The 26,585-nt window shown below is 58.4% G+C and carries 23 protein-coding genes and 1 tRNA gene; 10 read left to right on the plus strand and 14 right to left on the minus strand.

The window, feature by feature from the left end:
* Nucleotides 1–24: 24 nt before the first annotated feature.
* Genes ACR0NF_RS03570 through ACR0NF_RS03590 form a run of 5 tightly spaced genes read right to left on the minus strand, consistent with a single transcriptional unit; the run spans nt 25 to nt 4,073 of the window.
* Nucleotides 25–1,197: a molybdopterin molybdotransferase MoeA gene (locus ACR0NF_RS03570; RefSeq protein WP_480777783.1), complete on the minus strand. Its 1,173-nt coding sequence runs from the start codon at nt 1,195–1,197 to the stop codon at nt 25–27.
* On the minus strand, nt 1,194–1,667 hold the full coding sequence (gene moaC, locus ACR0NF_RS03575) for a cyclic pyranopterin monophosphate synthase MoaC (RefSeq protein ID WP_480777784.1): 474 nt from the start codon (nt 1,665–1,667) through the stop codon (nt 1,194–1,196). Before moaC ends, ACR0NF_RS03570 begins: the two co-directional genes overlap by 4 nt.
* Nucleotides 1,667–2,479 carry an indole-3-glycerol phosphate synthase TrpC gene (trpC, locus tag ACR0NF_RS03580; protein WP_480777785.1) on the minus strand — a complete coding sequence of 271 codons (813 nt, stop codon included), beginning with the start codon at nt 2,477–2,479 and terminating at the stop codon, nt 1,667–1,669. Before trpC ends, moaC begins: the two co-directional genes overlap by 1 nt.
* Entirely contained in the window at nt 2,476–3,495 is a 1,020-nt protein-coding gene (gene trpD, locus ACR0NF_RS03585; RefSeq protein WP_480777786.1) for an anthranilate phosphoribosyltransferase, read from the minus strand. Before trpD ends, trpC begins: the two co-directional genes overlap by 4 nt.
* Entirely contained in the window at nt 3,492–4,073 is a 582-nt protein-coding gene (locus tag ACR0NF_RS03590; RefSeq protein ID WP_480469701.1) for an anthranilate synthase component II, read from the minus strand. Before ACR0NF_RS03590 ends, trpD begins: the two co-directional genes overlap by 4 nt.
* Before the next feature lie 131 nt (nt 4,074–4,204).
* On the opposite strand from ACR0NF_RS03590, the gene ACR0NF_RS03595 reads away from it, so the two are divergent.
* Nucleotides 4,205–5,776: a divergent polysaccharide deacetylase family protein gene (locus tag ACR0NF_RS03595; protein WP_480469702.1), complete on the plus strand. Its 1,572-nt coding sequence runs from the start codon at nt 4,205–4,207 to the stop codon at nt 5,774–5,776.
* A 33-nt stretch (nt 5,777–5,809) separates the two neighbouring features.
* On the opposite strand, the gene trpE is transcribed toward ACR0NF_RS03595, so the two are convergent.
* The 5 genes from trpE to fabI all read right to left on the minus strand — a co-directional run bounded on the left by trpE (nt 5,810) and on the right by fabI (nt 11,817).
* Nucleotides 5,810–7,321: an anthranilate synthase component I gene (trpE, locus tag ACR0NF_RS03600; RefSeq protein ID WP_480469703.1), complete on the minus strand. Its 1,512-nt coding sequence runs from the start codon at nt 7,319–7,321 to the stop codon at nt 5,810–5,812.
* Between the two features lie 12 nt (nt 7,322–7,333).
* The gene (locus ACR0NF_RS03605; protein ID WP_480469704.1) at nt 7,334–9,175 is read right to left on the minus strand and encodes a peptidyl-prolyl cis-trans isomerase; all 1,842 of its coding nucleotides are present in this window, start codon (nt 9,173–9,175) and stop codon (nt 7,334–7,336) included.
* A gap of 81 nt (nt 9,176–9,256) precedes the next feature.
* The gene (locus ACR0NF_RS03610) at nt 9,257–10,432 is read right to left on the minus strand and encodes an aminotransferase (RefSeq protein WP_480777787.1); all 1,176 of its coding nucleotides are present in this window, start codon (nt 10,430–10,432) and stop codon (nt 9,257–9,259) included.
* 65 nt (nt 10,433–10,497) lie between these two features.
* Complete coding sequence (gene gpt, locus ACR0NF_RS03615; protein ID WP_480777788.1) at nt 10,498–11,007, minus strand: xanthine phosphoribosyltransferase; 510 nt, start codon at nt 11,005–11,007, stop codon at nt 10,498–10,500.
* Nucleotides 11,008–11,010: 3 nt separating this feature from the next.
* Nucleotides 11,011–11,817: an enoyl-ACP reductase FabI gene (fabI, locus tag ACR0NF_RS03620; protein WP_480666861.1), complete on the minus strand. Its 807-nt coding sequence runs from the start codon at nt 11,815–11,817 to the stop codon at nt 11,011–11,013.
* A gap of 135 nt (nt 11,818–11,952) precedes the next feature.
* On the opposite strand from fabI, the gene pdxH reads away from it, so the two are divergent.
* The 4 genes from pdxH (at nt 11,953) to ACR0NF_RS03640 (ending at nt 13,802) form a co-directional block, all read left to right on the plus strand.
* Entirely contained in the window at nt 11,953–12,558 is a 606-nt protein-coding gene (pdxH, locus tag ACR0NF_RS03625; protein WP_480469708.1) for a pyridoxamine 5'-phosphate oxidase, read from the plus strand.
* Nucleotides 12,559–12,679: 121 nt separating this feature from the next.
* On the plus strand, nt 12,680–13,207 hold the full coding sequence (locus tag ACR0NF_RS03630; protein WP_480469709.1) for a cold-shock protein: 528 nt from the start codon (nt 12,680–12,682) through the stop codon (nt 13,205–13,207).
* 7 nt (nt 13,208–13,214) lie between these two features.
* The gene (locus ACR0NF_RS03635; RefSeq protein ID WP_480666862.1) at nt 13,215–13,682 is read left to right on the plus strand and encodes a DUF192 domain-containing protein; all 468 of its coding nucleotides are present in this window, start codon (nt 13,215–13,217) and stop codon (nt 13,680–13,682) included.
* A gap of 43 nt (nt 13,683–13,725) precedes the next feature.
* Nucleotides 13,726–13,802 (plus strand) — tRNA-Pro (locus tag ACR0NF_RS03640).
* An 11-nt stretch (nt 13,803–13,813) separates the two neighbouring features.
* On the opposite strand, the gene ACR0NF_RS03645 is transcribed toward ACR0NF_RS03640, so the two are convergent.
* Nucleotides 13,814–14,248 (minus strand): hypothetical protein, encoded by a 435-nt coding sequence (locus ACR0NF_RS03645; protein ID WP_480469711.1) that lies wholly within the window; start codon nt 14,246–14,248, stop codon nt 13,814–13,816.
* Between the two features lie 546 nt (nt 14,249–14,794).
* Between ACR0NF_RS03645 and ACR0NF_RS03650 the strand changes: the two genes are divergently transcribed.
* Together ACR0NF_RS03650 and ACR0NF_RS03655 are read left to right on the plus strand one after the other, a co-directional pair.
* Nucleotides 14,795–18,412: a vitamin B12-dependent ribonucleotide reductase gene (locus ACR0NF_RS03650; RefSeq protein WP_480469712.1), complete on the plus strand. Its 3,618-nt coding sequence runs from the start codon at nt 14,795–14,797 to the stop codon at nt 18,410–18,412.
* Nucleotides 18,413–18,956: 544 nt separating this feature from the next.
* A complete protein-coding gene (locus ACR0NF_RS03655; protein WP_480469713.1) occupies nt 18,957–19,202 on the plus strand; it encodes an EF-hand domain-containing protein in 246 nt (81 codons plus the stop codon).
* Nucleotides 19,203–19,257: 55 nt separating this feature from the next.
* Here ACR0NF_RS03655 and ACR0NF_RS03660 read toward each other — a convergent pair whose 3' ends face one another.
* On the minus strand, nt 19,258–20,802 hold the full coding sequence (locus ACR0NF_RS03660; RefSeq protein ID WP_480666865.1) for a trimethylamine methyltransferase family protein: 1,545 nt from the start codon (nt 20,800–20,802) through the stop codon (nt 19,258–19,260).
* 413 nt (nt 20,803–21,215) lie between these two features.
* Here ACR0NF_RS03660 and ACR0NF_RS03665 point away from each other — a divergent pair, with 413 nt between their 5' ends.
* Nucleotides 21,216–21,734: an outer membrane protein gene (locus ACR0NF_RS03665; RefSeq protein ID WP_480469715.1), complete on the plus strand. Its 519-nt coding sequence runs from the start codon at nt 21,216–21,218 to the stop codon at nt 21,732–21,734.
* A gap of 8 nt (nt 21,735–21,742) precedes the next feature.
* Here ACR0NF_RS03665 and ACR0NF_RS03670 read toward each other — a convergent pair whose 3' ends face one another.
* Complete coding sequence (locus ACR0NF_RS03670; RefSeq protein ID WP_480469716.1) at nt 21,743–22,936, minus strand: pyridoxal phosphate-dependent aminotransferase; 1,194 nt, start codon at nt 22,934–22,936, stop codon at nt 21,743–21,745.
* A gap of 54 nt (nt 22,937–22,990) precedes the next feature.
* Nucleotides 22,991–23,335 (minus strand): MmcQ/YjbR family DNA-binding protein, encoded by a 345-nt coding sequence (locus ACR0NF_RS03675; RefSeq protein ID WP_480469717.1) that lies wholly within the window; start codon nt 23,333–23,335, stop codon nt 22,991–22,993.
* Between the two features lie 218 nt (nt 23,336–23,553).
* On the opposite strand from ACR0NF_RS03675, the gene cysS reads away from it, so the two are divergent.
* Both cysS and cimA read left to right on the plus strand, forming a co-directional pair.
* Entirely contained in the window at nt 23,554–24,954 is a 1,401-nt protein-coding gene (gene cysS, locus ACR0NF_RS03680; RefSeq protein ID WP_480469718.1) for a cysteine--tRNA ligase, read from the plus strand.
* On the plus strand, nt 24,951–26,585 hold the full coding sequence (gene cimA, locus ACR0NF_RS03685; RefSeq protein ID WP_480469719.1) for a citramalate synthase: 1,635 nt from the start codon (nt 24,951–24,953) through the stop codon (nt 26,583–26,585). The genes cysS and cimA overlap by 4 nt, the downstream gene beginning before the upstream one ends.

Below are 26,585 nucleotides of genomic sequence, written 5' to 3' on the forward strand. Positions count from 1 at the left end.
TCACGTTTTGTGTCAACGGATTTGCTAAATTGGCAGGTAAAGCACCTCTTCCCCGGCGGCGCGGGCGGGATCATGCGGCTGGCGCACCAGTAATGCGTTGGCCTGCGCCAAAACACTTAGAAGTGAGCTGTCCTGATCCTCGCACGCACGAATGTCGCCGTCGTCCAAGACCGCCCGCATGTAATGTTCTCGCGGACCATTTTCGGCAAGCGGCGCTGCAAGGCGAGCGCGTTTGAACGGGTTCAGAACCTGTTCGATTCCCAGCATCCGACGTACCATCGGGATCAGAAAGAGGTAGCCGCAGACCATTGCGCTGACCGGATTTCCAGGCAGGCCAACCATCGCGGCATCACCCAGACGACCAGCCATCAGCGGTTTACCAGGGCGCATACGAATCTTGTAGAATGAGCGCTCCATCCCCAGTGCTTCAGAGACATCGGCGACCAGATCATATTCACCAACGGACGCCCCGCCGATTGTCACCACTAGATCGGCGCCTTGCGCCAGACCAAAGGCAGTTTCCAGCGAGGCAACCGTGTCTTGTGCGATGGGCAGCACGCGTACATGTGTGCCAACGTCTTCCAGCAACGCCTTGAGGCCAAAGGTATTCGAAGCAATGATCTGATCGGGGCCGGGGGTCTCACCCGGCATGACCAGTTCGTCGCCAGTTGAGATCAGCGCCACCACCGGTTTCCGTGTCACCGGGACCGAGGCAATATTCATCGCTGCCATCAGCGCCATATCTTCTGGGCGGAGCCGTCGTGGCGCAGTAATCTGCGCACCAACGGCAAAATCCACGCCAGCCGGGCGTATGTTGGATTTTGGGCCCGGCGCATCCGTGATGGTGATCAGATCGCCGTGCCGATCTACGTCTTCCTGTATGACGACAAAATCGGCACCTTCGGGCACAGGAGCACCAGTGAAAATGCGGATCGCCTGACCGGGTCTCACTGTGCCGTCGAAACGCTTGCCGGCCGCCGCTTCGCCGACCACTTTGAACATGGCGTGCAGTTCGACTTCAGCGGCTTTGACCGCGTAGCCATCCATCGAAGAAGCCGCAAATGGCGGCTGATCACGGGTGGCAGAGATGTTCTGTGCAAGAATACGTCCCGAAGCTTCGATCAAGGGAACACTCTCAGCAGATAGCGGAGAGACAAGGTCGAACAGAAGGGCGCGTGCGTCTTCGACTGAAATCATGTCGCTTCGTAACGCCCTGATTTCCCGCCATCTTTAAGCAGAAGGCGAATCCCGCCGATCTCCATAGTCTTATCGACGGCCTTGGTCATGTCATATACGGTCAATGCCGCAGTCGACACGGCTGTCAGCGCCTCCATCTCTACCCCGGTTTGACCCGAAGTCTTGACAGTTGCCTCGATCTGCACGCCGGGCAGATCCGAATCCAGTGTCAGTTCTACCGCGACCTTGGTGACCGGCAGAGGATGGCAGAGCGGAATCAGGTCCGGTGTTCTCTTCGCACCCATGATCCCGGCAAGCCGGGCCACGCCCAGAACATCGCCCTTCTCGGAGCGACCTTCTGAAATAAGATCAAAGGTTTCCTGCGCCATCTTGATGTAACCCGCCGCGACCGCGACCCGGTCGGTCACCGCCTTATCCGAGACATCCACCATATGCGCCTGACCTTGGGCATCGAAATGGGTCAACGGCATCACATCACTCCGGGGATCAGCGGGTTGGCCAACAGGTTTCGGGTGGCCGAAGCCACATCATCCTGCCGCATCAGGCTTTCGCCAATCAAGAAGCAGCGCGCGCCATAACGGGCGATGTCGGCCAGATCAGTGGGCGTACTCAGACCGCTTTCGCACACGATGGTCCGATCGGCCGGAACCAGTTTTGACAGATGGCGTGTCGTATCAAGAGTGGTCTCGAAGGTCTTGAGATTGCGGTTGTTTATCCCGATCAAAGGACTTTTTAACTGGGTCGCACGCTCCAGCTCTTCAGCGTCATGGACTTCGATCAGAACATCCATCCCCCAGTCGAAGGCGGTTTGTTCGAGTTCTGCCGCCTGTGCATCCTCGACGGACGCCATGATGATCAGGATGCAATCCGCACCCAACGCACGCGCCTCGACCACTTGATAGGGGTCATACATAAAATCCTTGCGCAACGCCGGCAGCGAACAGGCCGCGCGCGCCTCCGTCAGAAATTCTTTTGCGCCCTGAAAACTGGGAGTATCGGTCAGCACCGACAGGCATGCTGCGCCGCCGTCTTCATAGGCCTGGGCCAACGCAGGCGGATTGAAATCCCCGCGGATCAGACCTTTCGAGGGGCTGGCTTTCTTGACCTCGGCAATCAGCCCGTAGCCGTTGCGCGTGGCATTATGCAGAGCGTTGGCGAAGCCACGCACTTCGGGTGCATTACGAGCCTCAGACTCCAGTGTTTCCAGCGACTTATGCGCCTTGTCTGAAGCGACTTCTTCCAGCTTGTAGGCTTTGATCCTGTCCAGAACGGTCTCGGTCATGCGGCTTCCTGTGTAATGCGTGCCAGCGCGTTGATCTTTTCGCGAGCTTTGCCGCTGTCTATGCTTTCCCGCGCCATGGCGACGCCTTCGCGCAAATCGTCGGCTGCGTCGGCGACGACGAGAGCGGCGGCGGAGTTCAGCAACACCGCGTCGCGGTAGGCCGAGGGCTGCCCGTCCAGCAGAGCGTGGAACGCGACGGCGTTTTCTTCCGGTGTGCCGCCGATGATGTCCTCGAACGGGTGAACCGGCAGGCCTGCGTCTTCGGGATGAAGCTCGACCTCTTTCACAATACCGTCCTCTACAGAGGCGACCCAGCTGATGCCCGTAATCGTCAGCTCATCGGTGCCGTCCGATCCGTGCACTAGCCAGGCATGTTCTGCGCCCAGAAGGCCCAGAGTTTCAGCCATCGGGCGTATCAGGTCACGGCTGAAAGCACCGGTCAGTTGGCGTTTCACGCCAGCCGGATTGGTGAGCGGGCCCAGAATATTGAAAATTGTCCGCGTCCCGAGTTCTTGTCGTGAGGGCATAACATGGGCAATCGCAGGGTGATGCATTGGGGCCATCATGAAGCCGATGCCGACCTCTTGTATCGCTTTTTCAACCACTTCTGACCCGACCATCACGTTGATTCCAAGCTGGCCGAGTGCATCTGCCGCGCCGGATTTCGAGCTCAGGTTCCGGTTGCCGTGTTTTGCAACCGTGACCCCGGCTCCTGCCGTTACAAAGGCCGTCGCGGTTGAGATGTTTAGGGTGCCTTTGCCATCGCCACCCGTGCCGACGATATCAATCGCACCTGCCGGTGCCTTCACAGCGTTGCATTTCGCGCGCATAACGGCGGCGGCGGCTGCATATTCGTCAACGGTCTCACCCCGCGTACGCATCGCCATCAACAACCCGCCGATCTGGCTTGGTGTCGCGGCACCTTCAAACAGGATGCTAAAAGCTTGTTCTGCCTCGGCGCGGGTCAGAGGCCGATCAGCCGCAGCGCCAATCAGCGGTTTCAGAGCGTCGCTCATGCGGGGACTTTCATTTCATTCAGGAAATTCTTGAGCAGGGCATGTCCGTGCTCGGAGGCGATGGATTCCGGGTGGAACTGAACCCCATGGATTGGCAGCTCTTTGTGCTGCAGGCCCATGATGGTGCCGTCTTCGAGTTCCGCCGTGATCTCAAGGCAGTCAGGCAAGCTTTCGCGTTCGACAACCAGCGAGTGGTAGCGAGTTGCCTCAAAGGGCGAGGGTAGCCCGGCGAAGACACCTTTGCCGGTGTGGTTCATCGTGCCCATCTTGCCATGCACGATCTCATGGCAGCGCACGACCTTGCCACCAAACGCCTGACCGATGGTTTGATGCCCCAGACAGACACCCATCAGCGGTGTTTGCGTCTCGGCCGCCGCCTCGGTCAATGCCAGACAGATACCGGCCTGATCCGGGTCGCAGGGGCCGGGGCTCAGCAAAATACCAGCCGGGTTCATCGCCATCGCTTCCTGCACGTCCAGCGCATCATTCCGGCGCACGACCATCTCGGCTCCAAGCTCACCGAGGTAGTGAACAAGGTTGTAGGTAAACGAGTCATAGTTGTCGATCAGCAGCAGCATTTGAGCACTTATCTTCTTATGGGCATTTCAGGCTGGCGATGCAGCCCGTTGCCACGGTATGATGTCGGGACATACATGCTCAGGCTTGTGCGGCAGCGTCAAGAGGACATACCCAACTTGGCGCAGCACAAGTGAGCACCGCGGAAGATGGTGTATGGGCGGAAGAGGCACGAAACAACGCGAGAGGCGAGATTTCGATGGGCGGATTTTACGGTGGACTGATCGCCGGGGCGGTCTCTGTACTGGCTTTGGGTGTTATCTTGTCGCTGACGACGCCTTTGTCGCGCAAACCCGAAGTGACGGCTGAGGCACCAGAGGTGGCTGAAGCGCCGGAACTTGCGCAGGCTGTCGAGATCGAAGAGGCCAGTGTTGATGCGGATCTGGTTGAGCTGCCGCCTTCGGGACCAGAAAGCCCCGATGCCGCGTCGGATTCGCTCGACGCGCTCTCCGGCATCGAGTTGGAACCGGGCCAGCGACCCGAACCCGTTGATGTGCCCGCCGAGTCTGAAACCCCTGAGCCGGTCTCAACGACCACGGTGACTGTACAGACGGACGCTCCTGCCGCGCCGCAGGCTCCTGCGTCAGCCCCTGCTTCACCTCAACCTGAGGCGGAACCCGAGGTCATCGCAGAAGCGCCTCCGCCGCCTGCGCCTGAGAGCGAGCCAGAGCCTGAAGTGGTCGCAGAAGCGCCGGAACCTGAGAGTGTCGAGACAATCCCTCCAGCGGAGAGTATCGATGAGGCGCCAGACAAAGAGTTGCCTCAGATAGCTGCTATTCAGCCGGATGCAATTGAGACACCCGAGCCTGAGACTGCGCCGCAGGACAATCCGATAGCGGTTGAGGGTGAGGAAGATACCCAGCCAGTATCTAAGCCTCGTGTCCGCACGTTGCCGCAAATCGGAGGGGATGGGTCGACTGGTTCCAGCACTTTGGTTGGCAAACGCGTTGTGCCGCTGACGGATCGCGACGATCCACCCGCCGAGCCGACGGATGAGACGGTTGCGGAAGCAAAAAAACCGATCGAAGAACATGCGGCAAACTTTGAGAACCCTGAGTCAAAGCCGCTGATGTCGATCATACTGATCGATGATGAAGGTGCCTTTGGTGCCGAAGCGTTGCAGGACTTCCCGTATCCGCTGAGCTTTGCCATCAGCCCAACTGATCCGGATGCCGCCGAGAAAATGGCCCGTCATCGCGAGGCCGGGTTCGAGGTGCTTGCGCTTGTTGATATGCACGAAGCGTCAACTGCGCAGGACGCCGAGGTATCCCTGTCCGTATGGCTGGACCAGTTACCCCATACGGTTGGCATCCTTGAAGGTATCGAGACGGGCATCCAGGGCAACCGCAAGCTGGCCGATCAGGTCGCGGCAATTGCAGGCGACAGTGGGCGCGGGGTGGTCATGCAGGACAGTGGTCTGAACACGGTGCAGAAATTGGCCGCGCGCAATGGCATCCCCTCAAGCGTTGTGTTCAGGGATTTCGACGGGGCCAAGCAGGACCCCAAGGTCATGCGCCGCTTTCTGGATCAGGCGGCCTTTCGCGCCGGGCAGGAGGGTGCTGTGGTGATGCTGGGACGCCTGCGCCCCGAGACGATCTCGGCTCTGTTGCTTTGGGGACTCGAAGACCGCGGCAGCCGCGTGGCGATGGCCCCGATCTCGGCCGTGATGATGCAAGAGGTTCAGCAGGACGACTCCGGGTCCTGAACATAAAACGGCGGCAATGATGTGCTGCCGTTCTTAGCTGTTCCCATTTCCAGTAAATCGCGCTGCATCGGCCGCCGCACGGCGGATCGCGTTCGATTTGTGGACGGTCTCCATATATTCCGCCTCGGGGTCGCTGTCATAGACAACGCCGCCGCCCGCCTGGATATAAAGCTTGTGGTCTTTGACGATGGCCGTGCGTAGGGCGATACACATATCCATATCGCCGCCAGCACTGAAATACCCAACGCCGCCACCATAGATACCACGCTTTTCGGGTTCCAACTCGTCGATGATCTCCATCGCACGCACTTTGGGCGCACCCGAAACCGTACCGGCAGGCATCCCGGCAAAGAACGCATCCAGCGCGTCTTTGTCCTCGGCCAGTTCCCCGACCACGTTCGACACGATGTGCATCACGTGGCTGTAGCGTTCGATGATGAACTCTTCGGTGGGGCGTACTGTACCGATCTTCGCGACGCGACCGGTATCGTTACGGCCCAGATCCAGCAGCATCAGATGCTCTGCCAATTCCTTCTTGTCGGCCAGCAGATCGACCTCGTTGGCCTTGTCTTCTTCGGGCGTTGCGCCGCGTGGACGGGTGCCTGCGATAGGGCGTATTGTGACTTCGTTACCGAAGACCCGCACGAGGATTTCCGGGCTGGCACCCACCACCTGAAAGCCGCCAAAGTTGAAATAGAACATGAAGGGCGACGGGTTTGTGCGTCGCAACGAACGGTAGAGCGCGAAAGGGGGTTGCGGGAAATCCTGCGTCCAACGCTGCGCCGGGACGACCTGAAAGATATCGCCTGCGCGGATGTATTCCTTGGCCTTTTCTACGGCCTCCATATAACCCGACTTGGTGAAGTTCGACACAGGCGGTCCAACTTCAATCGCCTCGCCCAGATCGCGCGTCTCAGCAGGCATCGCGCGTTCCAGATCACGCACGGCGTCCATCACGCGTTCTGCTGCTTGCGCATAAGCGGCTTTGGCGGTTTGGCCTTCGCTGACCCATGCGGGCGATACAACGGTGACTTCGCCTTTGACGCCATCTAATACGGCGATGACCGACGGGCGCAGCATGATCGCGTCCGGTAGGTCCAAGGGATCGGGATTCACATCCGGCAGGTACTCCACCAGCCGCACCATGTCATACCCCAGATAACCGAACAGCCCGGCAGCCGCCTGCGGCAGATCATCCGGCAGCGCGATGCGGCTTTCGGCCAGCAAGTCGCGCAGATTGTCCATCGGGTTGCCATTCTGCGGTTCAAACGCTTCGGCGTCGAACCGGGCAGACCGGTTCAGGGCTGAAGCTTCGCTATGACAGCGCCAGACCAGATCGGGCTTCATACCGATGATCGAATAGCGCCCGCGCACCTCACCCCCGGTCACCGACTCGAGCATGAAGGCATCCTTCTGCGCCCCCGTCAGCTTGAGCATCAGCGAAACCGGCGTATCCAGATCGGCGGCAAGGCGGGTATAGACGACCTGATTTTCGCCCGCGTCATAGGCGCGCGCGAAACTGTCGAAATCCGGTGTCAGGGCCATCTGATGTCTCTTCTAGTAGCTTGAACGCACTGCGTTCAGCGCTTGCTGATCCAGCACGGGGCGCGCACGCGTTTGAGCGTCACGCACGTAGATATCAAAAATGTTCTGTGCCAGCGCCTGATTCATCTGTGCGGCCAGCGCGTCCTGCATCCGGCGTTGTTCATCGGTCTCCGCCGGGGGCAGCTCTTCGTCCAGCCGCACGATCAGTGCAGTGCCATTGCCGGGAATGACGCGCAGCTCAGCAGGGTCCATTTCGAAGACCTGAGTCATGAAATCGACAGGCACGTCCTCAAGAAACGCGGTGCGGGTCAAAGCGTTTTCGACGCGGAAGGGCAGACCAGTCGCGGTGAAATCGCCATCCGTTGCAAGTTGCGTCAGGATCGAATTGGCCTGGTTTTGCAGTGCTTTTGCAGTCTCATCCTGCACCCAGGCACCGGCAACCCGAGCGCGCGCGCTTTCCAATGGTTCGGGACGTTCGGGCAGAACCTCATCCAAACGCATGGCGAAGAGCGATCCATCTTCGAGGAATGCGACCTCGGGGAAATCGTCTTCCTGAATGGCGACCGCGGCTTCGCGGAATCCGTCATAGGCGGCGACACCTTCATCGCTTTGTTGCGTCCAGTCGATCTGACCCAGCTCAAGCTCGGTCTCGTCAACCAGCTCTTCCAGCGTTGCACCGCCTGCCAGCAGGTCATTTATGTCTTCGGCCTGCGCTTCGATTTGACGACGTGCACGCTCGGCAGCCAATTCTTCGCGTAGCTCGGCTTCAGCTTCTTCGAATGTCACGTTGTTCGCAGCCAGCGAGCCGTTTATGCGGAACAGGGCAGGGCCGAAGGTGGACGGCAAAGGACCAACGACATCGTCGATCTCGGCAGCGAAGACTGCATCGGCGGCTTCGCCCAGATTTTCGCGGGTCACATCTCCCAAGTCCACATCGCTGAGATCAAGCTGACGATCGCGAACCAACTGCTCGAAATCGGCACCGCCAACTTCCAGCTGCGCCAACGCCTCGGTCGCCGCCTCTTCGCTGGGATAGGTCAGGCGTTCGACCAGACGGCGTTCGGGCTGCTGGTATTGATCTGCACGCTGATCATACAAACGGCGCAGCGAGTCCTCATCGACCTCAACCGTGTCCAATAACATCTCGGGCGACAGAATGGCGTAGGTCAGGCGTTTGGTGCGGGGCAGGGTAAAGCGATCGCCGTTTTCGTCGTAATAGGCCTGTACCTGCTCATCCGTTGGCTCAGCAACCGGAGTTTCAAGCGCATCGGCAGACAAAGTCGCGACGGTAAAGCTGCGGCGGGCGAGGACATAGTTCGACAACGTCTCGGTCATTGTCAGAGGCATCTCGACCCCGCTCGTGACCGCGCCCTGAACGATGGTACGCGCAGATTCCTTGCGCAGGTCAGACTCGAATTCAGCATCGGACATGCCGACCTGATCCAGTTGAAAGTCATAGGCTTCGCGGTCGAATGTGCCATCGACGCCCTGAAAGGCGGGGATCTGCACGATCTCGCGCTGCAGGTTTTCATCGCCAATCGAGATTCCGAGCTGACCTACCTCATTGTCCAGGGCAGCGAGTGCGATCAGTCGGGACAAGGCAAGTTGATCCAGACCCAGATCAATGGCCTGCGAGATTTGCATCGGCTGGCGGGTCTGGGCCTCGACCGCGCGAATTTCGCGCTGCAATTCGCGGAAATATTCGTCGACGGAAACACTTTCATCCCCGACCTGAGCCACGGTACGTACCGTGCCCGTCAGGCTGGTCGCACCGAATCCTGCAAGGCCCAGCATTAAAAGACCCATAAGGATCCATACAAAGGTCTTGGATAGGTTTTTCATGCCTGCGGCCATGGTGCCCTCTTGGTTGTATTGGCGAGTGTCTGCCCTGTTGGTTGCGGCCCTGAATACGATGCACGGCGCGGGGGGGCAAGCTCAGATGGACAAGCCCTGCAGCCGGTCGAATAATTGCGCGATACCGGCGCGGTCGAGATTGGCAAACGCGACCCTGACCTGCCGCTTTCCGGCCGGGTCATGGTCGGGCATGAACATCGTGCCGGGCAGCAGTAGAACCCCGGCCTCGGCCACCAACCGTTTCGCCAATTCGTCCGAGGGAATATCGAACGGGTGTTCGAGATAAGCGAAATACGCACCCAGACCCAGCAGACGCCATCCCTTTTCGGCAAGGCGTGGCATGCCTTCCGTGATCGCTGCGCGGCGGTCGAGGATTTCTTCCCGCTCGCCCGCGACCCATTGTGACAGGTTCTGCATGCCCCAGAGCGCGGCGAACTGCCCGATTTGACCGGGGCAGATCGCGACAGTGTCGAGAAACTTCTCAATCTCGGCCAACAGGGCAGGACTGGTCGCAATTGCACCGACGCGGTGACCCGTCAGCCGATAGGCCTTCGAGAATGAATAGAGGTGGACTTGCGTGAGGTCCCAGTTGGGCTGCTGAAACAGCTCATGCGGAGGGCCGCTGCGGCTGTCGAAATCGCGATAGGTCTCATCGACCAGCAAACGCAGACCGAATTCCTCTGCGAGGTCATAGAACGCGCGCACCAACCCAGCAGGGTATTCCACACCACCGGGATTATTCGGGGTAACCAGTGCAATCGCGCGCGTTTTATCGGTGATCAGAGCGCGCGCCCTGACTGGGTCGGGTAGAAGATCATCGCCAGTGGATAGGTCGATGGCCGTGACCCCGGCCATATCAAGCCACATTTTATGGTTGAAATACCATGGGGTTGGCAGGATGACTTCATCCCCTTGATCGGTGATTGCGGAAATGACGGCCGAGAAGGCTTGGTTACAGCCGGAAGTGATCGCCACCTGGGCGGCAGTGACACGTGCTTCGTAGTGGGCGCTGATCTGCGTGGCAAGCTCGGCCCGAAGATCATCGTTGCCCAAAACGGGGCCGTAGAGATGAGCGCTGTCTTGCGATACGGCGAATTCTGCCATCGCTTGTCGCAGTGCCAGTGGTGGCGGATCAACCGGCGCCGCCTGGCTGACATTGATCAGAGGCCGATCTTCGGAAAACGTAACGCCGTCAAGCCAGCGGCGCGCCTCCATCACCGGTGGGGGGAAGGTGGCGCTGGTGCGTGTCTGAGCCATGGCAGGACCGTCCTTTTGCGAGGCTCCGCCCCGCGATCCGAGGTTTTTTGAACAGCAATAAAGGGTCAGTCGGTGCCGCGATAGGGCTCAACATATTGCAGGGCCATGTCCCACGGAAAGAAGATCCACGTGTCCTGGCTGACCTCGGTAATGAAGGTATCAACCATGGGGCGACCTTTGGGTTTGGCATATACAGTGGCGAAATGGGCTTTGGGGTACATCTCACGCACGAGTTCCAGCGTCTTACCGCTATCGACCAGATCATCAATGATCAGAATGCCCTCGCCATCCCTCATCAAATCGGCGTCAGGAGCCTTCAGTACCTCGGCCTCGCCCTGTTCCTGATGGTGATAGGATCTCACGCTGACGGTATCGACGGTGCGAATGTCGAGCTCGCGGCTGACAATCATCGCAGGAGCCATGCCACCGCGAGTGATGGCCACGACGGCGCGCCATGCGCCGTCGTCGGGGCCTTGCCCGTCAAGCCTCCACGCCAAGGCGCGCGAGTCGCGGTGAATCTGGTCCCAGCTGATGTGAAAGCCTTTTTCGTGGGGCAGGCGATCCTTGGCGCTCATGTTTTAACCCTTCTCAACGTCTGGTGCGTCAACGGCTTTCATGCCGACAATGTGATAGCCCGAATCCACGTGCAGGTTTTCACCGGTCACACCACTGCTGAGATCAGACAGCAGGTAGAGCGCTGAGTTGCCTACGTCGTCGATCGTGACGTTGCGGCGCAGGGGCGAGTTATACTCGTTCCACTTCATGATGTACCGGAAATCACCGATGCCGCTGGCTGCCAGCGTCTTGATCGGACCGGCCGAGATCGCGTTCACGCGAATGCCATCCTTACCGAGGTCTTCGGCAAGATATTTCACCGACGCCTCAAGCGCGGCCTTTGCGACGCCCATGACATTATAATGCGGCATCACCTGCTCGGCACCGTAATAGGTAAGCGTGATGGCAGAGCCACCCTCGGTCATCAGCTTTTCTGCGCGCTGCATGACTGCGGTAAACGAGTAAACCGACACATCCATGGTCAGCTTGAAGTTCGCACGGCTGGTATCGACATAGCGACCGCGCAGCTCGTTCTTGTCGGAGAAGCCGATGGCGTGCACGACGAAATCCAGCTTACCCCATTTCTGTTCGAGTGCTGCGAACAGACCATCGATTGATTCTTCGTCGCTAACATCGCAGGGCAAAACGACCTCGCTGCCCAGTTGCGCCGCCAAAGGGTCGACGCGTTTCTTCAGGGCATCACCCTGATAGGAAAAGGCCAGTTCGGCCCCGGCGGCGGACAAGGCGCGGGCGATTCCCCATGCGATTGATTTGTCATTGGCCAGTCCCATGATGAGGCCGCGTTTTCCGGCCATCAACTGATTTGACATCTTCGGTTCTCCGCATGTCGTCGCGTTATGTCCGGTTGGTTTATGCCATTGATTGGTCTGCATCAAGGCCATGCGCTCTTGCCCGCAGCGGGTTCTCGCCTTAGGGTCAAGTTCAACTGTTTCCAGGGGATGGAAATGAACGAGCGCAGTGGCATCTTTGCCGGGGCCGATCCGTTTGAAATTGCGGGACGGTGGCTGGCTGAGGCAGAGAAGACAGAATCAAACGATCCGAACGCGATTGCGCTGGCGACCGTGGATTCAGAAGGTCTACCCAATGTCCGGATGGTATTGCTGAAGGAAATCGAAAAAGACGCGTTTGTCTTTTATACCAATTATCACAGCGCCAAAGCCCAGGAACTCGATGACGCCGGCAAGGCAGCCTTCGTGATGCACTGGAAATCTTTGCGGCGTCAAATTCGTGTTCGTGGTACAATCACCCGTGAGGACGGTCCGCAGGCGGATGAATACTATGCATCGCGCTCGCTCAAGAGTAGACTAGGGGCTTGGGCGTCGCATCAGTCGCAACCGCTTGAAAGCCGTGCAACTCTGATGGCCGAAGTGGCTAAAGTGACGGCGAAGCTGGGAACGAATCCGCCGCGCCCTAAATTCTGGGGTGGGTATCGATTGGTGCCTGTTGAAATAGAGTTTTGGGCCGACGGAGCCTTTCGGCTGCATGATCGGTTTCAGTGGAGACGTGACGGTGACGCATCTAACTGGCAAGTGCAGAGGTTAAATCCGTGACGTTCGCGTATCGTGAAATGCAACAGTCGGTAAACAAAGGCTTTTTTCAGCTTGAATTTGCGGGCCAATACCATAAACAACAAACCCTTAACGACTTAGTAATCTTCGTGATGGGAAAACAGTGCCAGAAGATCTGAACAGCATGTACCGCGTTCGTGGACACGTAAAATGGTTCGACCCCGCCAAGGGGTACGGATTTGTTGTGTCCGACGAAGGTGGGCCGGATATTCTGTTGCACGTCAACGTCTTGCGGAATTTCGGTCAAAGCTCGGTCGCGGACGGCGCCGGGATCGAGATCATGACACACAAGACCGACCGCGGTGTTCAGGCGGTCGAGGTCGTCAGTGTGGATCCACCGGTTCGTGCCGAGACCATGATGCTTGCCGATTTTGCCGAGCTTGATCCGAACGTGATCGGAAGCGCGCCGCTCGAGGCTGCGCGGGTCAAATGGTTCGACAAGGGTAAGGGTTTCGGGTTTGCGAACGTGTTCGGCAGCAGCGAAGACGTGTTTCTTCATATTGAGGTTCTGCGTCGCTCGGGCCTTGCTGATCTGCAACCGGGCGAGGCGCTGGCCATGCGGGTCATCGATGGCAAGCGCGGGCGCATGGCCGCTCAGGTGCTAGCCTGGGAAGCGGCACTGAACAGTTAAGCAGTACATGAAGAAATTCGCGACAGCTCTAATTGCTCTCACGGTTCTGTTCTCTGGGACCGCCTGGGCCGAGTGTCGTGCTGACCGGGTTGAGCTGCGAAATGATGCGGCGCAGGTTCGGTTCGACATCGAACTGGCAGTGACCCCAGAGGAACGGTCGCGCGGATTGATGTTCCGTGAGAGCATGCCCAGCCGGTCGGGGATGTTGTTTATCTTCGATCCGCCGCAACGCGTGGCATTCTGGATGAAGAACACACTGATTCCGCTCGACATGATTTTTGTGGATCGCGCTGGCGCGGTGACGCGCGTGCATGAAGGGGCCGTTCCTGGCGATCTGACCCCGATCGAGGGCGGCGATTCGGTCTATGCTGTGCTTGAAATCAATGCAGGGCTCGCTGCACGCTATGGCATTCGGCCCGGAACTCAGATGCGACACGAAGTTTTTTCGCAAGGTCCCGCAATTTGGCCCTGTTAGGGCTTTTCAAATCAGATTGCCGCGTTTAGGAAGGCGCACGGTCCGGGGCGTGGCGCAGTCTGGTAGCGCACCTGTTTTGGGTACAGGGGGTCGTAGGTTCGAATCCTGCCGCCCCGACCACTTCTCTCTGTTTACACTGGCGTTCCGCCGAAAGTGTTGTAGAGCCGCGAAAAATCGCGATCCAAATCCTTGCTTTCTACCGGAATCCTTAGCGTTTTACCGCTTTTCTGCGGAACAAGGAAAAACAACTCGGCATCCACGCGATAGCCTTGTTGGTTTTTTGTCGAGCTCAGTCGCGTCACGATCTGAGGCAAATTCTGTGGATAACCGTCATAGCTGAGAATCAGATAGGCGGTGGCCTGAGGGGACAGCGTCTCGTGGCACTCATAGCTGTTCGAACTGGTTTTCCGATAGCTGTCACCGGGGCCTGAACAATCTGTCTTGAAGGTGTTGAACAGGCTTTCTGGATAACTTGGGAACTGAGCACTGCGCGATGCAAGCAGCGCCTCTTGTGATGTACAAGACACGGTCAGGGCCAGAAGGGGCAACAGAAGCAGCAGGCGCATGGTGGAATAAAATCCCGTACGGAAAAAACACAACACGCTGACTATGCCATGTGTTCAACACAGTAGACGATGATTCTCTGATAGTGTTCTTGATGGCCGCGCGCTTGATCAATTTCGCGTAACTGTGGCGTTCAAAACGGGAAATCAATTTGGGACTAATGGCTCGTGCGTGATTGATCCGGGCGACCGGCCTGTGGAGGAATCATCGACCGGCGATTTCCCGCCTGTTTGTCAGATTGGGTCAAGCCAAAAGATTTCAAAAATGACCCAAAAAGCCCGTTGACCAACTATGGGTATATACGTCAGATTGTATAAACCGATGAACGAGCCACTAAATCTGGTAGGTAATGACCAGAAGCGGGCGTCGGGCAAGGGACGGACAGCAAACCAATATAACGTGCGACCGCGTAAGCGGTTCTGCGCTGTAACGGGCAGCGCTAGGTCCTTTGTGCCTTTGTTGAATCGGTTGTGCGGGCGGCACCCCGCAACACAAGATTTGGTGTCGGGGTTGAAAATTTTGGACAACGTGAAGCTGGGGCAGCGGACATGAAGATTGAAAGAAAATTCACCAAACCGGGGCAGGATGCATATGCCGAGCTGGATTTTGTGTCCGCAACGTCCGAGATCCGCAATCCGGATGGCACCATCGTGTTCCGCTTGGACGAGATCGAGGTTCCCGCGAAGTGGAGCCAGGTAGCCAGCGACGTCATCGCGCAGAAGTATTTCCGAAAGGCGGGTGTTCCGTCCAAGCTGAAAAAGGTCAAGGAGAAGGACGTCCCTGAGTTCCTGTGGCGCTCTGTTCCCGCTGATGACGCTGAATTCGATGGTGAAACTTCGTCAAAGCAGGTGTTCGACCGTTTGGCTGGTGCTTGGGCCTATTGGGGCTGGAAGGGCGGCTATTTCTCGACCGAGGACGACGCGCGCGCTTACTTTGATGAGATGCGGTATATGCTGGCAACCCAGCGCGCCGCGCCTAACTCGCCGCAGTGGTTTAACACCGGTCTGCACTGGGCATATGGAATCGACGGTCCGGCGCAGGGTCACCATTATGTTGACTACAAAACCGGCAAGCTGACCAAATCGAAATCGGCTTACGAGCACCCGCAGCCGCATGCGTGCTTCATCCAGTCCGTAGATGATGATCTGGTCAACGAAGGCGGTATCATGGATCTGTGGGTGCGCGAGGCGCGCCTGTTCAAATACGGCTCAGGTACCGGGACCAACTTCAGCCATCTGCGGGCTGAGGGCGAGGCGCTGTCGGGTGGCGGCAAGTCCTCGGGCCTGATGGGCTTTCTCAAGATCGGTGACCGCGCCGCCGGCGCGATCAAATCGGGCGGGACAACCCGTCGGGCAGCAAAGATGGTAATCGTCGATGCGGATCACCCGGATATCGAGCAATTCATCGAGTGGAAAGTGATCGAAGAGCAGAAGGTTGCCTCGATCGTTGCGGGATCAAAGATGCACGAGAAGATGCTGAATGGCATTTTCGAGGCCATCCGCAGCTGGGACGGTGCGCAGGACGATGCGTATGAGCCCAACAAGAATGATAGTTTGAAGAAAGCGGTGCGTGAGGCGAAAAAAGTTGCGATCCCCGAAACTTACATCAAGCGCGTGCTGGACTATGCGCGGCAGGGTCACGACAGCATCGAGTTCCCGACTTACGACACGGACTGGGATTCGGAGGCCTATAGCTCGGTCTCGGGTCAGAACTCGAACAACTCGATCCGCGTGACCAATGCGTTCCTGACCGCTGTCGAGAAAGATGCCGATTGGGAACTGATCAACCGCACCGACGGCAAGGTCGCTCGCACCGTCAAGGCGCGGGACCTTTGGGAGAAAGTTGGCCACGCCGCTTGGGCCTGTGCCGATCCGGGCATTCAATTCCACGATACCGTCAACGAATGGCACACATGCCCCGAAGATGGTGAGATTCGCGGCTCGAACCCGTGCTCGGAATATATGTTCCTCGATGACACGGCCTGTAACCTGGCGTCGATGAACCTGCTGACCTTCCTCAAGGATGGTGAGTTCCAGGCGGCGGACTATATGCACGCTTCGCGCCTGTGGACCCTGACGCTGGAAATCTCGGTGACCATGGCGCAGTTCCCGTCGAAGGAAATCGCGCAACTGTCCTATGACTTCCGTACTTTGGGTCTGGGTTACGCCAATATTGGCGGTCTGCTGATGAACATGGGCTACAGCTATGACTCGGACGAGGGCCGGGCGATCTGTGGCGCGCTGACCGCGATCATGACCGGTGTGGCTTATGCGACCTCGGCGGAGATTGCAGGCGAGCTTGGCCCGTTCAAAGGATATGAGCGCAACGCCGATCACATGCTACGCGTCATCCGTAACCACCGCCGTGCGTCGCAAGGTGTGACCGACGGTTATGAGAAGCTGGCCGTGAAGCCGGTGCCTCTGGACCACGGCAATTGCCCGGACAAACGTCTGGTCGATCTGGCCATGTCGGCTTGGGATGAGGCGCTGAACCTCGGTGAGAAGAACGGCTACCGCAACGCGCAGGCCACAGTTATCGCACCGACCGGCACTATTGGTCTGGTGATGGACTGCGACACAACCGGGATCGAGCCCGATTTTGCGCTGGTTAAATTCAAAAAGCTGGCCGGTGGCGGTTACTTCAAGATTATCAACCGCTCGGTGCCTTCGGCGCTGGAGAAGCTGGGCTATTCCTCGGCTCAGATCGAAGAGATCGTGGGCTATGCGGTTGGGCACGGCACCATCGGCAACGCACCGGGGATCAACCACACCTCGCTGACCGGTCATGGCTTTGGGCCGAATGAACTGGCCAAAGTGGACGCCGCACTGGAAAGCGCCTTCGACATCCGGTTCGTCTTCAACCAGTGGACACTGGGCGAGGATTTCTGCACCGGCGTTCTGGGCATCCCGGCGACCAAGCTGAACGACCCGACATTCGACCTGCTGCGCCATCTGGGCTTTACCAAGGCGGATATCGACGCGGCCAATGACCACGTCTGCGGAACCATGACGCTGGAAGGCGCGCCGCACCTGAAAGAGGAACACTACGCGATCTTTGACTGCGCCAACCCGTGCGGCAAGAAAGGCAAGCGTTTCCTGGGGGTTGATAGCCACATCACTATGATGGCGGCGGCGCAGAGCTTCATCTCGGGTGCGATCTCGAAGACGATCAACATGCCGAACGACGCGACCATCGAGGATTGCCAGAAGGCCTACGAACTCAGCTGGTCGCTGGGTGTGAAGGCCAATGCGCTGTACCGCGACGGCTCAAAACTGTCGCAGCCCCTGGCCGCGGCGCTGGTCGAGGATGACGACGAGGCAGCGGAAGTGCTGGAAAGCGGCTCGACGCAGGAAAAAGCTGTCGTTCTGGCCGAGAAAGTGATCGAGAAGGTTGTGGTCAAGGAAATGATCCGCAGCCACCGCGAGAAACTGCCGCATCGCCGCAAGGGTTACACTCAGAAGGCAATCGTGGGTGGCCACAAGGTCTATCTGCGCACTGGTGAGTTCGAAGACGGCAAGCTGGGCGAGATCTTCATCGACATGCACAAGGAAGGCGCTGGCTTCCGGGCGATGATGAACAACTTTGCCATCGCCGTGTCGGTTGGTCTGCAATATGGCGTGCCGCTAGAAGAGTTCGTGGACGCCTTCACCTTCACCAAATTCGAACCGGCAGGGATGGTGCAGGGCAACGACTCGATCAAGAACGCGACATCGATCCTAGACTATATCTTCCGTGAACTGGCTGTGTCCTATCTGGACCGCACCGATCTGGCCCATGTGAAGCCCGAAGGCGCGACGTTCGACGATCTGGGCCGTGGCGAGGAAGACGGATTGTCGAATGTGTCTGAGATCAGCGACAGCGCGGCGACCAAGTCGTTGGAAGTGCTGAAACAAATCAGTTCGACTGGCTATTTGCGCAAGCGTCTGCCGCAAGATCTGATGGTCTTTAACGGTGGTCAGGCTGACGTAACCGGCATGGCAGAAACCTCAGCCGCTTTCGAAGCACCTGCTGAAACGGCAGTCGCAACCGGAATGGACGCCCGCACCAAAGCCAAGATGCAAGGGTACGAGGGCGATCCCTGCGGTGAATGTGGAAACTACACGCTGGTGCGCAACGGCACCTGCATGAAATGCAACACCTGCGGCGCGACAAGCGGGTGTAGCTGAGTTTAGCGCCCCGGCAACCCGGGGTGCAGGGGTCGGATAGCTGCCACAGGTACCGACCCCGACGAATACGGAGCAAGGCGCTGAGACTTACCATCGATGCCTTGGTCCACTCGGCCGACATGCCCGTGTTGGCCGGGAACAGGGTGGGGCGGAATATTTGCTCCCTCCCACTCTCTCACGGGGCGGGTGCGCTCGCCCCATGCGCAGTCCAGGCCGCAGGCAAAAAAACACCGGGCGGTCAACGAAATGAGCCTGGAAGGCGAAACTGACAGGGGGCTTCGGCCCCCTTTCTTTTTTGGGCCGCCGAGTCGGTCTTTTCAGCAGACCCTTGCCGGATCGCACGCCTTTCATCGGGTAAAGCTTGCCTAATCTTCAGTTGGCCGTTTTGCCCGGCAGGGCTTTGCAGATGCGACTCAGTCAAACACGCAGAGATTGGCCTGAATGGCTTGGGATCGCGGAATGCGGGTGACCTGTGTGATCAAGAGGCGTTTTGTGGTGCCTGTCCGGACGAGAAATACACCTAAAACACACTCAGGAGGCACAAATGGAACCGAAGAAACTGGCGATACTTTCCACTCTGGCTTTTGGACTGCCGATGATGGCTCTGGCACAGGGAACGGCTGACACAAATGGCGACGGGGTTCTGACCATCGAAGAAGTGCAGGCGGTTGTACCTGGCGTCGATGCCGATGGCTTTGCGCTGATGGATGCCAATGGGGACGGAGCGTTGGATCCCGAAGAGATCGCGGTCGCGCAGGAAGCAGGGTTGCTACCGCCATCCAACGGGTGAACGTAGCGATAAAGAAGGCAGCTCGATATGCATCGAGCTGCCTGTTTTCAACATCTTACGTAGGCAAGTGAATGTTGAACCTGCTGCGCAGTTCAGCATCCAGAACCGGATCGAACCGAGCCATGGAAGGGGTCGCCAAGATCTCTTCCTTCCGAGCGATGGCCTTTTCGATCAGATCGGGCTTTCCGAGTTCCGCCCACTCCTTGGGCGAGGTCCGGTCGCCGAAAGTCGGATAGACGTAATCTGCCTGCATCCGGCTGAGCGTCGCATCCGTACCCAGATAGTGCCCGGGGCCACCCATGCAGACCTCGGCGATTTGATCCAGCGCGAGCGTTTCATCACTGACCTCAATGCCGCGCACGCAGCGCTGCGCCTGACCGATCAGATCATCGCTGAGGATGAGGCTTTCATGGCAAAAGCCTAGCAGAGAGGCGTGCATGCCAGCCGCTTCGTACACCATGTTCAGACCCGACAGGCCTGCCATGACGTTGGAACACATCTGCTCCCACCCGGCTTGCATATCGGGCAGTTTCGAGTCCGATGCGCCCGCAGCGGCACCGCCGGGCAGATTATAGAAGCGATGCATTTGCGCACATCCAGCGGTCAGCAAGGCTTGCTCGCCTGATCCGATAGACATCGCGCCCGTCCGCAGGTCGAGGCCAAAGGGCCAGGTGCCAAAAATCGCCGGAGCACCGGGACTTACGGCGTTTACATAAACCAGTCCAGCCAGACATTCAGCGGTAGCTTGCATGATCGCTCCGGCGATGGTTGAGGGCGCGGTAGCACCGGCCATGCCAGCGGAAAGCAGCAGAACGGGCATCCCGGCCTTGATGCATTCCTCCATCACTTCGCAGCTTTCGGTCGCAAATTTCATTGGCGGAACAACAAAGCAGTTCGAGTTCGACACGAAAGGTCGCTCGCGATAGGCGTCCTCGCCACCGGCAATCATGTGGATCAACTCCATTGCCGGTGCGACATGGCTGGGTTCTGTGAAAGAAGTGCCGATGTGTTTGAAGGTACCCGAACATGCGGCGTAGATCGTGTTCAGGTCCATCTCAAGGTTGTCGGGGATGTCGCGGCACACCATCGGTCTTTGAACAAAGTGAATGTTTTCAAGTTGTTCGCAGATGCGTGCGGCGTCGTGCAGGTCCTGAACGGTCGAATCACGGTATTCCAGCCCTTGGACATCAACCATGCTGACCGCAGCACCGGCCGTGCCATAGTGAACCTTGGTACCAGACAGTTCCAGATCGGTTTTTCCATCCCGACTGTAGAGTGTAACCGAGCGATTGGCCTTGGCAATCGTATCTTCCACCAGCGCACGCGGAAAACGAATGCGGCCATCGTCGCCCAATGTGCACCCGGCGGCGGTCAGATAATCGATACCGCTTTGCGGCGCATCTGCCAGACCGATGGTTTCGAGCGCCGTCAGGGCAGCCTCGTGGATGCGCTCGATCTGGGCCTGGGTCAGGACATTGAGGACACCGCCTTCCATTCCGGGACGGATGGGGCGGAGATGCTCTGGCAGTGCCGTGGCGCGGGCAGCACGGCGCGCAGCGCGCCCACCACTGCGGGAGGAAGTACGGGTTTGATCGTTCATAGAGTTGAGTCCGGTTCTGAGATTGCAAGCGTATATTCAGGTGCGATCAGCGTGTCGCTGGCCTGCCGCGTGCCGCACGTCCCCGATCCGCACCAATGGTGCGGCTGATCAGGCGTATTTTTCCGACATCACTTTGCATGCGTGTCCTCAGTCTGGTGTCCTGAGTGTTCCAATACCGGGCGACATAATCTGTCCCGTTTGCGACTTGGGTATGGATATTTTTTATCAGAAATTAGTCATGGAACCACAACTAAGCGTGAGAAAATGTTTTTCCCGTTACGCTAGAAATCTGTTACTCTGTACATAGTTAATTAACGAAAGCGCGAGAGTTTAAGTTATAATCATTGCTGCAAGGTGTTGAAACGCAGCCCCGCCAATCCGCCCAGACCGGCACCATAGGTTCGGAGGTCTGAATGAAATCGATAAAGGCCACACTTGTCGCAGTACTGTTCGCGGTGGCTGGACCCGTTTTGGCTGAGGATTGGACCGGTGCCTATGCCGGGTTCAGTTTTGGTTATGCGGACGTAGATGGATCTGGTGGTGCAGGGGGCAACGGTGGCAGCTTTGGACCGCTTATCGGTTACGACTACGATTTTGGCAATTTCGTTCTGGGTGGTGAACTGGAATATAACCGCCTGAACCTTGATCTGGGTCAGTCTCAGGGAAGCCTCGATAGTATGTCTCGCCTGAAGCTGCGCGGCGGGTACGATTTTGGCCCGGCCCTCGGCTATGTGGTGGTGGGCACCGCACGCGCCAGTACCTCGGGTGATAGCGACACGGCTGCCGTTTACGGGATCGGTGTTGCCTATCCGCTAGGCGATCGGTTCGTCATCAGTGGCGAGGCTTTGCGACAGGATTTCGATGATATTCCAACCTCGGGCCGAGGTCTGGATGCAAATGTGTTCAATTTGCGGACCACGTTCCGGTTCTGATCCGGGCATCAGGCGGTAGCTGTCTGAACTCCTCCGGCCAACTGCGCAGCGAAATCGCAGAGCAGTTTCAGCGAGGCGGCAAACTTCTCATCCGCTATCGTCATGGCGACACGGACGTGTCCGGCGGCGGCGGTCCCAAAACTCTCACCGGGCATAACGGCGATGGAATGGGTGTCCAATAGTGCGTTGGCAAAGGCTTCTCCGCTGAGGCCGGTGGCGCGGATATCGAGCATCAGGTACATCGCTCCTTGTGCCGGGATCAAACCAACGGCTTGTTGCGCGCCCAGCACTTCAAGCGCCAATGCGCGGCGACGTCTAAATGGCTCGGATATCCGATCTTCCAGTTCGTGACCGGCGCTCAGGGCAAAGCTGGCGGCGTCCTGAATGAAACCGGGCACTCCGTATGTCGTATGGGTGGCAAGGTTGATCAGGTGCTCGATCACCTCCTCCGGCGCGACGATCCAGCCACAGCGTGAGCCTGTCATGGCATGCGATTTCGACATTGATCCGATCACCAATGTACGCTCGGCCATGCCGGGCAGGGCGCGCGGCGAGACATGGGTGCCGTCCCAGACCTGAGTGTCATAGACTTCATCCGAGATCAGCCACAAATCGCGGCGCTCGCAAAGCTTCGAAATGGCCGAGAGCGTTTCGGTGGAATACACCACTCCCGTTGGGTTGTTCGGCGTGTTGATCAGCAGCGATACCGCGCCGTCAGCGGCCGCGTCGATATCCTGCGCGCGCGGTTGAAACGCATCTTCTGCACGGGTTGCGATGGGTCTGGCAATAGCACCGGCCCCGCGAATTGTGCCGGGATAGGTGGCATAATAAGGATCGAGATACAGGCCAACATCACCAGGATCGCAGAGCGCCGTATGCGCAGCGAATAGCGCGGCCTGTCCACCCGGCGTAATCATTACGTTGTCACGTGTTGTTCTGACCCCGGTGCGCAGCTGAACGCGGGCAGCGACTGTATCGCGCAGCAGGTCTGTGCCGGGCACCATGGCATAGCCGGTGTGACCGTCACGGGCAGAGGCATCCATCGCAGCCAGAATTGAAGGATCGGTTCGGATATCATGTTCGCCAATGGTCAGTTCGGTGACCGCGCGACCTTCGCCGATCATCCGGCGCGCGCGGTAGAAAACGTCCCATCCATCCGATCCACCGCCTGTCAGATGCGTGATGCGATGCGATAATTTCATGACGCGCCCTCCGGTCCTTACGCCGAATGGGGCAGAGCGCCGCAGCTTTGTCAATCAGCTTCGTGGCGGCAAGCCAGATTGCACTTTCTTGGTCAGCGATGCGCGGACAATGTCGTACGAGGTGACCAGACGGTGCCGCATCTCGTCGACTTCGGTTTCCCAAGGCAGCCGGACCCAACTGCGGTGAAAATAGGGGGCTTTGGTGCCGATCCCGGCATCAATCAGCATCTGCGCGGTCTCTATGTCGGGCGTCTTGATCGAAACTCCGTCGCCGACCGAACCGACGCAGGCGAACATCTTGCCGCCAACTTTCCATGCGTCGTGGCCGCCACCCCAAGGGTCGGAAAGTTCGGCACCGGGCAGGTCTGCGCATACGGAATTGACGTAATCACGGGTCATGGTGGGCAGACTGCCGCTGAGGGCGCTAAAACTTAAGGCTTGGCTCAAAACCGATCCCGTGCTAGGCAAAGCGCATGAACCGGAAAACTTGCATCATTATCTGCTGCATTACCTGCTGATTTCTCAAGCGGGCCGGTTTCTTTCGTTTTCATCTCTGAGACAAGTTGCTAAGCCCGCGCCAACGCGTGACGTATATGCTGTTTCAGGAGCACGACCAGATGACGACGATCAAACTGCACAACACAAGGACACGGACGAAAGAGGATTTCGCGCCGATCGATCCCGACAATGTGCGGATGTATGTCTGTGGTCCGACGGTCTATGACCGGGCGCATTTGGGGAATGCACGGCCTGTGGTTGTGTTCGACGTGCTCTATCGTTTGTTGCGGCATGTGTACGGTGCTGATCACGTGACCTATGTGCGCAATTTCACCGACGTGGACGACAAGATCAACGCCACCGCTCTGGCGCGTAAGAAGGCCGGAGCCGAGGGTTCGCTTGAGCAGTTGGTGCAGGAGCGTTCGGACGAGACCATTGGCTGGTATCTTCATGATATGGGCGCGCTTGGGGCGATGGAGCCGAACGCGATGCCTCGTGCCACAGAATATATCGCGCAGATGATTGCGATGATCGAAGACCTGATCGCCAAGGGGCATGCCTATGTCGCCGAGGGGCATGTTCTTTTTGCGGTGGATAGCTGGAAGGAGCACTACGGCGCTCTTTCTGGACGGTCGGTCGATGACATGATCGCGGGCGCTCGGGTTGAGGTTGCGCCTTACAAGAAAAACCCGATGGATTTTGTTCTGTGGAAGCCGTCGACCGATGAGTTGCCCGGCTGGGACAGCCCATGGGGCCGGGGGCGTCCGGGCTGGCACATTGAGTGCTCGGCGATGAGCTATGAGCTGTTGGGCGAAAGCTTTGACATTCATGGCGGCGGTAACGATCTGATGTTCCCGCATCACGAGAACGAGATTGCTCAGAGCAAATGCGCCCATCCGCATGGCGAATTCGCGCGTGTCTGGATGCATAATGAGATGCTGCAGGTCGAGGGCAAGAAGATGTCCAAATCGCTGGGCAATTTCTTCACCGTTCATGACTTGCTGGAGCAGGGTGTGCCGGGTGAGGTGATCCGGTTTGTGTTCCTGCAGACCCATTATCGCAAGCCGATGGACTGGACCGAGAAGAAGGCACGCGAAGCCGAGGCAACGTTGCGCAAGTGGCGGGCGCTGACAGCAGGCATCGAGCCCGCTGCCACCGCGGCACCTGCGGTCATTGATGCGCTTGCAGATGACATGAACACGGCAGGTGCCATCGCTGAACTTCATCGTTTGGCTGCTGACAGCAACGCTGCTTTATTGCTGGCGAGTGCACAGGTAATCGGGCTGTTGACGGATGAAATGGCAGCTTGGGCGCATACCGCCGTGGCTGATCTGTCATCCCACGCAGAAAAACTGGCCGATGCGCGCGCTCTTGCGATGCAGAACAAGGATTTCTCTGAGGTCGATCGCCTGAAGGCGGCCTATGTCGCCGCAGGGCTGGAGGTTCGGATGAGCAAGGACGGTGTGGAATTGGTGCCAGGTGCTGGCTTTGATGCCGCGAAGTTGGAGGCGGTCGAATGACCAAACAGCGCCTTTATCTCTATGACACCACCTTGCGCGACGGGCAGCAGACGCAAGGCGTACAGTTCTCGACCGCAGAGAAGGTACAGATCGCGCAGGCTCTGGATTCGTTGGGGCTTGATTACATCGAAGGAGGCTGGCCCGGGGCGAACCCGACTGACAGCGCCTTTTTTGATGCCGCGCCCAAGACTTCGGCCTGTATGACCGCGTTTGGGATGACCAAACGCGCGGGCCGATCGGCGGAGAATGATGACGTTCTGGCTGCTGTGATGAACGCGGGAACACCAGCCGTTTGTCTCGTGGGGAAATCGCACGATTACCACGTGACCCATGCGCTTGGTATCACGCTGGAGGAGAACACCGAGAACGTTCGTGCCTCGGTCGCGCATATCGTGGCGCAGGGGCGGGAGGCTCTGTTTGATGCCGAGCATTTCTTTGATGGCTACAAGGACAAACCGGAATATGCGGTTGAAGTCTGTCGCGCTGCGCTCGATGCGGGGGCACGGTGGGTGGTTCTGTGTGACACCAATGGCGGGGCCTTGCCGGCAGAAGTCGGGCGGATCGTGTCTGAGGTGATTGCGGCCGGTCTACCCGGGGATCGGCTGGGTATTCATACTCATAACGATACCGAAAATGCCGTGGCGTGCTCGCTGGCTGCCGTTGACGCGGGCGCGCGGCAGATACAGGGGACGCTGAATGGTTTGGGAGAGCGCTGCGGTAACGCCAACCTGACCGCTTTGATCCCGACGTTGATGCTGAAAGAGCCCTATGCCTCGCACTATGAGATCGGAGTGAAGCCCGAGGCTCTGGCCGGATTGACGCGGATCAGCAGGATGCTGGATGATATCCTGAACCGCGTGCCCAGCAAGCAGAGTGCCTATGTCGGCGCGTCGGCTTTTGCGCATAAGGCCGGGCTGCATGCCAGCGCGATCCTCAAGGACCCGACGACCTATGAGCATATTGATCCCGCAAGTGTCGGCAATGCGCGCATTATTCCGATGTCGAACCAGGCTGGGCAATCGAACCTGCGCAAACGGCTGACCGATGCAGGATTGGCCGTTGAAGCGAGCGATCCGGCGCTGGGGCGTATTCTGGAGCGGATCAAACTGCGCGAGGCCGAGGGCTATTCCTACGACACCGCGCAGGCCAGTTTCGAACTGTTGGCGCGGGATGAGTTGGGGCAACTGCCCGAATTCTTTGAGGTCAAACGATATAAGGTGACCGTTGAGCGCCGGAAGAACAAATACAACAAGATGGTCAGCCTGTCCGAGGCGGTCGTTGTTGTGAAAGTGGATGGCGAGAAGAAGCTGTCGGTGAGTGAATCACTCGATGAAAGCGGCAGCGATCGCGGCCCGGTGAACGCGCTGGCGAAAGCTCTGGCCAAGGATTTGGGGCAGTATTCGCAGATACTGTCGGATATGCGGTTGGTCGACTTCAAGGTGCGCATCACTCAAGGCGGGACCGAGGCGGTCACGCGCGTGATCATCGACAGCGAAGACGGGCAGGGGCGGCGTTGGTCCACAGTTGGCGTCAGTGCGAACATTATCGATGCCTCGTTCGAGGCGCTGTTGGACGCGATCCAGTGGAAGCTGGTGAGCGATTGCAGCCCGCAGTCAGCGGCAGCCGAATAG

It is taken from the genome of Ruegeria sp. CF4 (assembly GCF_056537345.1).

Coding starts and splice junctions, on each gene's coding strand:
- ACR0NF_RS03670 (WP_480469716.1), bottom strand. CDS start 22,936: ATGAAATTATCGCATCGCATCACGCATCTGACAGGCGGTGGATCGGAT.
- ACR0NF_RS03610 (WP_480777787.1), bottom strand. CDS start 10,432: ATGGCTCAGACACGCACCAGCGCCACCTTCCCCCCACCGGTGATGGAG.
- fabI (WP_480666861.1), bottom strand. CDS start 11,817: ATGTCAAATCAGTTGATGGCCGGAAAACGCGGCCTCATCATGGGACTG.
- ACR0NF_RS03605 (WP_480469704.1), bottom strand. CDS start 9,175: ATGGCCGCAGGCATGAAAAACCTATCCAAGACCTTTGTATGGATCCTT.
- ACR0NF_RS03635 (WP_480666862.1), top strand. CDS start 13,215: ATGAAGAAATTCGCGACAGCTCTAATTGCTCTCACGGTTCTGTTCTCT.
- trpE (WP_480469703.1), bottom strand. CDS start 7,321: ATGGCCCTGACACCGGATTTCGACAGTTTCGCGCGCGCCTATGACGCG.
- gpt (WP_480777788.1), bottom strand. CDS start 11,007: ATGAGCGCCAAGGATCGCCTGCCCCACGAAAAAGGCTTTCACATCAGC.
- pdxH (WP_480469708.1), top strand. CDS start 11,953: ATGAACGAGCGCAGTGGCATCTTTGCCGGGGCCGATCCGTTTGAAATT.
- ACR0NF_RS03645 (WP_480469711.1), bottom strand. CDS start 14,248: ATGCGCCTGCTGCTTCTGTTGCCCCTTCTGGCCCTGACCGTGTCTTGT.
- cimA (WP_480469719.1), top strand. CDS start 24,951: ATGACCAAACAGCGCCTTTATCTCTATGACACCACCTTGCGCGACGGG.
- ACR0NF_RS03660 (WP_480666865.1), bottom strand. CDS start 20,802: ATGAACGATCAAACCCGTACTTCCTCCCGCAGTGGTGGGCGCGCTGCG.
- cysS (WP_480469718.1), top strand. CDS start 23,554: ATGACGACGATCAAACTGCACAACACAAGGACACGGACGAAAGAGGAT.
- trpC (WP_480777785.1), bottom strand. CDS start 2,479: ATGACCGAGACCGTTCTGGACAGGATCAAAGCCTACAAGCTGGAAGAA.
- ACR0NF_RS03675 (WP_480469717.1), bottom strand. CDS start 23,335: ATGACCCGTGATTACGTCAATTCCGTATGCGCAGACCTGCCCGGTGCC.
- ACR0NF_RS03650 (WP_480469712.1), top strand. CDS start 14,795: ATGAAGATTGAAAGAAAATTCACCAAACCGGGGCAGGATGCATATGCC.
- ACR0NF_RS03570 (WP_480777783.1), bottom strand. CDS start 1,197: ATGATTTCAGTCGAAGACGCACGCGCCCTTCTGTTCGACCTTGTCTCT.
- ACR0NF_RS03590 (WP_480469701.1), bottom strand. CDS start 4,073: ATGCTGCTGCTGATCGACAACTATGACTCGTTTACCTACAACCTTGTT.
- ACR0NF_RS03655 (WP_480469713.1), top strand. CDS start 18,957: ATGGAACCGAAGAAACTGGCGATACTTTCCACTCTGGCTTTTGGACTG.
- moaC (WP_480777784.1), bottom strand. CDS start 1,667: ATGCCGTTGACCCATTTCGATGCCCAAGGTCAGGCGCATATGGTGGAT.
- ACR0NF_RS03665 (WP_480469715.1), top strand. CDS start 21,216: ATGAAATCGATAAAGGCCACACTTGTCGCAGTACTGTTCGCGGTGGCT.
- trpD (WP_480777786.1), bottom strand. CDS start 3,495: ATGAGCGACGCTCTGAAACCGCTGATTGGCGCTGCGGCTGATCGGCCT.